General features: G+C 25.2%; 4 protein-coding genes and 1 pseudogene. 3 read left to right on the top strand and 2 right to left on the bottom strand.

Features of this window, described 5'->3' with window-relative positions:
- Positions 1-119 precede the first annotated feature (119 nt).
- Complete coding sequence (locus A500_RS08850; RefSeq protein WP_016207237.1) at positions 120-1,385, top strand: MFS transporter; 1,266 nt, start codon at positions 120-122, stop codon at positions 1,383-1,385.
- 47 nt (positions 1,386-1,432) lie between these two features.
- On the opposite strand, the gene A500_RS21895 is transcribed toward A500_RS08850, so the two are convergent.
- The gene (locus A500_RS21895) at positions 1,433-1,687 is read right to left on the bottom strand and encodes a PHP domain-containing protein (RefSeq protein WP_016207236.1); all 255 of its coding nucleotides are present in this window, start codon (positions 1,685-1,687) and stop codon (positions 1,433-1,435) included.
- Between the two features lie 257 nt (positions 1,688-1,944).
- On the bottom strand, positions 1,945-2,268 hold the full coding sequence (locus A500_RS21890; RefSeq protein WP_016207235.1) for a PHP domain-containing protein: 324 nt from the start codon (positions 2,266-2,268) through the stop codon (positions 1,945-1,947).
- 132 nt (positions 2,269-2,400) lie between these two features.
- On the opposite strand from A500_RS21890, the gene A500_RS08840 reads away from it, so the two are divergent.
- On the top strand, positions 2,401-2,994 hold the full coding sequence (locus A500_RS08840) for an anthranilate synthase component II (protein ID WP_016207234.1): 594 nt from the start codon (positions 2,401-2,403) through the stop codon (positions 2,992-2,994).
- Positions 2,987-3,548: pseudogene (locus tag A500_RS08835) on the top strand (aminodeoxychorismate synthase, component I); the annotation flags it as partial. The gene A500_RS08840 and the pseudogene A500_RS08835, both read left to right, overlap by 8 nt.

The raw sequence follows: 3,548 nt of genomic DNA, 5'->3' as shown, positions 1-3,548 counted from the left end.
TATTTTGGAAAAAGGTAGGGTTAACCCTACCTTTTTTTAAAATATAATAAAAATATCGAAAAATATAGGGTTGATATGTTGTATAGAAGATATTATACAATTTTCTAGAGGTGATAAAAATGAAATATATAAAGAATAAAGAAGATAGAAACTCTATTTTATTTTATCTAGCAAATTTGATATCAATATTTGGGACAGCCATATATACTTTTGCCATAAGCTTATATACATTAAAGATAACTGGGTCAAGCATTAGCTTTTCTACTACTTTGATTTTAAGTGTATTGCCAATAATTATATTGAATCCTTTTGTAGGAGTAATAGTAGATAAATTTAACAAGAAGAAGTTAGCAGTTATAGCTAACGCTTTAAATGGAATATTTTTATTTACAGTGTACTTAATCAGTAATTGGAAGGGGTTAAATCTAGGAACTATTTATTTAAGTACTTTTGTTATTACAAGCATAAACATTATATTTGATATAAGCATAGATTCAGCCATTCCTAATATTGTTTCAAAGGAAAAGGTAGTTAACATTAATTCAGGAAATAGAATAATAGATTCAATATCTTCTGTGTTAGGACCAGTATTAGGGGGAGTGGCATTTGCTGCTTTTAATATAGAAACTTTTATATTAATAAATTCTATTTCATTTATAGTTTCAGCAATTTTAGATACTTTAATTGATTTTAAATATAATACTGAAAATGAATCAAAAGAAATGTATAGTGAAAGTATTACTGTTGGGAAATTGAACTATTTTAAGGAAATAGCAGAAGGATTTAAATATTTAATAAGTAAAAGATACATTATTAGAATTCTATCTATATTTATAATATTTAACTTTTTTATATCTTTTTCAGTTACGATTCCAATACCAATTATATTAAATAATATATTAGAAATTCCAGCTAAAAGTTATGGATTAATTCAGGGAGGAATCCCTGTAGGAATGATAATAGGTGCATTTGTAGTTAAAAAAATTATGGCTAAATATAAATTAAACAATATTTTTTCAGCAGTAGGAATAGTCATGTCGGTTAATATAATATTACTTTCTATTCCGATACTATTTAAAACTATAAATAATATAAATGTATATATAATGTACTATTTAATTATAATGATATTTATGGGTATATGTATATCTTTAGTTGATATTCCATTTTCATATACTATGCAAACTAATATAGAGGAAGAATATAGAGGAAGATCAATAAGTTTAACAATAAGTATAGTAAAAGTAGTAGTCCCAATATCGTATATAATATCGGGAATTTTACTTCAAAGTATAGAACCTTATATAGTAGTTCTATTCGGAGGAATTTCAGTATTAATAATAAGTATAATATTTTTCAAATATGCGAAGCGACTATACAATTAAAATAAAAAATTATTAATTGGGCTGTCTATTTAACAGCCCTTTATGATTTAATCATAAGATAAAACCCAATTTAACATTGAGATTATATAATCCTCTTGAGGAATATTAACATCTCCAACACTTCCATGGCCTTTATCATTAGGGATACCATGACAGTCGGATCCACTTGAAATAAATAAATTTCTGTTTTTAGCTAATCTTAAAAAATTCTCTGTATCAGCTTCTTTATTTTTATAATAAATAGCTTCAAGTCCATCGAATCCTAAATCTAATAAATCTTCAACTGGTGTTTTCTTAACCAATACAGGATGTGCTAAAAAAACTAAGGCATTATACTTCTTTAATAATTCGATCCCTTCCTTTGTAGAAAGTTTAGTAGATGGAATATAAGCTGGGCAGTTATTACCTATAAAGTTATCAAAAATATAATCATGGTCATAAGAATAACCAGCATCTATTATAGCTTTCGCTATATGAGGTCTTGCTATAGTATCTTTTCCGTTAGATAAAACCTTATTTATATCAATTTTAATATTATGATATTTTTTTAGATTATCAACTATCTTATGAGCCTGGAAATTCTTCTTTCTTTTAATTCGGCTAATATATTATTAAGTTCGGGATGATCATAATTATCTTTATTAAAAAAGCCTAAAATATGAATTGATTCTCTATTATATTCTGTAGATAGCTCTATTCCGGGAATAAACTTAACATTAAGAGCCTCTGCTTTATTTAAAGCTTCTTTTATACCAGTTAATGTATCGTGGTCTGTTAATGAAACATAATCTAAATTCTTTTCTTTTGCCATTTTTACTATATCTCTAGGAGTAAATCTACCATCAGAGCAAATAGAATGAATATGCAAATCGCATTTAAACATATATCTTCTCCTTTCAAATTAATAATATGTAACTTAAAATTTTAAAGTTATATATTATTATGATATAATCTATTCATTAAAAATATTTTAACACAATAGATTTACTTTTAATATAAAACATGGAGGATATTTATGCTTTTAATGATAGATAATTATGATTCTTTTGTGTTTAATTTAGTTAGGTATATAGAAGAATTAGGAGAAGAAGTTTTAATATATAGAAATGATAAGATAACTGTTAAAGAAATAGAAATGTTAGAGATAGATGGAATAATAATTTCGCCAGGACCTAAGACACCTAATGAGGCAGGGATATCATTAGAAATTTTACATAAATTTAAGGGAGTAAAGCCTATACTTGGAATATGTTTAGGTCATCAGTGCATAGGACATTATTTTTCTAGTAATATAATAAAAGGAAAAGAACCTGTTCATGGAAAAATAAGTTATATCAATCATTCAAATAAAGATATTTTTAATGGCGTAAAAAATCCATTGAGGGTAACAAGATATCATTCACTTATAATAGATAATAAAAATATTAGTAATGACTTAGAAGTAACTAGTTACACCGAAGATAATGTAGTTATGGGAATAAAACATAAAAAATATCCTATTTTTGGAGTTCAATTTCATCCAGAAGCTGAAATGACAGAAGAGGGACATAAGATAATAGAGAATTTTATACAAATATCGAAGAGCTTTAAGGAGAATAAAGATGATTAGGGTTAGAGAAATAAGTACAAATTACAATCCTCTTGAAGTTTATAATATTTTCAAGGACGAAATAAATACAATATTACTTGATTCATCTAAAGAAGATAAAATTTTATCTAAATTCTCTTTTATAGGAATAAATCCTTTTATGATTTTTGAATCGAAAGGACAAGAGTCATTTATCGATAAAGTTAAGATTCATGGAGAGCCTTTTACTGTTTTAGAAAATCTTATAAATAAATATAAACTTGATAATGATGGATATGACAATATACCATTTATTTCAGGGGCAATAGGCTATATATCATATGATACAGGAAGAATATTAGAAGAACTTCCAGATACAAGTAAAGAGGATTTTAACATAAGTGATATGAAGTTTATTTTCTATAAGAATATTATAGTGTTTGATTTAGAAAATAAAAAACAATACATAACATCAATAATTGATGATGCTTATAATGAAGACTTAGATTATTTAGAGGAAAAGATAAAGTTAGCAAATATAATAAAAGAGCAGGATTTTGAATCTATAAATAAAAACTTTAAATCTAATTTTGAAA

The sequence above is a fragment of the Clostridium sartagoforme AAU1 genome (genome assembly GCF_000401215.1).
GTDB classification, from domain to species: Bacteria; Bacillota; Clostridia; order Clostridiales; family Clostridiaceae; genus Clostridium; species Clostridium sartagoforme.
The sequence above is the reverse complement of the archived record's forward strand: the minus strand, read 5'-3'. Positions and strand labels throughout refer to the sequence as shown.